Below are 513 nucleotides of genomic sequence, written 5' to 3'. Positions count from 1 at the left end.
CCCTGGTAATTGGAGCCGCCCTCGCCATAAAGGGCGGTGGGGCGCTGCTGCATGCGCTCATAAACCAGCCGACCAACGATCTGACCATCCTCGATGATGAACGGCACGTCGCGCGAGCGCACCTCCAGCACCGCCCGGGCGCCGACGCCGCCGGCGGCGCTGTGACCAAAGCCCGGATCGAAAAAACCGGCGTAGTGGACGCGGAATTCGCCGACCAGCGGATCGAAAGGCGTCATCTCAGCCGCGAAATCCGGCGGCACGGTCACGGCTTCGCGCGAGGCGAGAATGTAGAACTGGCCGGGATCGAGGATCAGCGCGCCAGAGCCATCGGCGTGCAGGGGCTCCCAGTAATCGGCGACGGCGCAGGCGGCGATGCGGTCCACGTCTACAAGGCCGGTGAAGCGCCGGGCGCGATAGCCAATCAGCCTGTCCGCGCCAAACCCCGCCAGATCGACGCTGACGGCGACGCCGTTCTGGAACGAGGCGGCGGTCCCGTCCACCACCGGCTCGCGC

At 68.0% G+C, this 513-nt stretch carries 1 protein-coding gene; it reads right to left on the bottom strand.

What is annotated here, in order from left to right:
• On the bottom strand, positions 1 to 513 hold a 513-nt coding region (locus AC4FS3_RS29560; RefSeq protein WP_491023507.1), incomplete at both ends, for a dCTP deaminase domain-containing protein.

Source organism: Pseudogemmobacter sp. TB195, assembly GCF_058313095.1.
The sequence above is the reverse complement of the archived record's forward strand: the minus strand, read 5'-3'. Positions and strand labels throughout refer to the sequence as shown.